This is a genomic window from Streptomyces sp. DH12 (assembly GCF_020873895.1).
Lineage (GTDB): Bacteria > Actinomycetota > Actinomycetes > Streptomycetales > Streptomycetaceae > Streptomyces.
Window position 1 is genome coordinate 1 of the sequence record NZ_JAHWGT010001056.1, and the last position, 454, is coordinate 454.

General features: G+C 77.1%; 1 pseudogene. It reads right to left on the reverse strand.

The features are described from left to right. Positions 1 to 223 (reverse strand): annotated as a pseudogene (locus LPA54_RS38480) (hypothetical protein); the annotation flags it as partial. Positions 224 to 454: the final 231 nt, after the last annotated feature.

The window sequence follows — 454 nt, forward strand, 5'->3', positions numbered from 1 at the left end:
GGTACGGAGACGGCTCCCCGTCCCACAGCCCCGCGCCGAACACCACGGCCACCTCGGTGCGCGGCACGTCGGCGACGGTGCGCAGCCGGTCGCCCGTGCTGAGCCGCAGCCAGGTCGCCGGCAGCAGCGCCAGCACGCACACCGACGCCAGGGCCCGCACCAGCCGCCGCTGCCCCGCACGGGTGCGCGGCAGCCGCGGACGGCGGACGGTGATACGGCGCATGGGACGGCCTCCCCCGGGTCGGTCCTGGACCCGGTAGGACGCCGTGCCGGGGCCCGCGGTTCGCGCCCTGTGACCGGCCTCACGCGGCGTGGGAGGAGAGGCCGTCCACCTCACACCGCCCCCCGCCCCCGCGTGAACACCCCGCAAACACCCGTGACCCCGGCGCAACGGCAGGGCAACCTCGTCCGGTCACGCTCGCTGCATGACGGCGTATCCGACGCACCCCGGCGC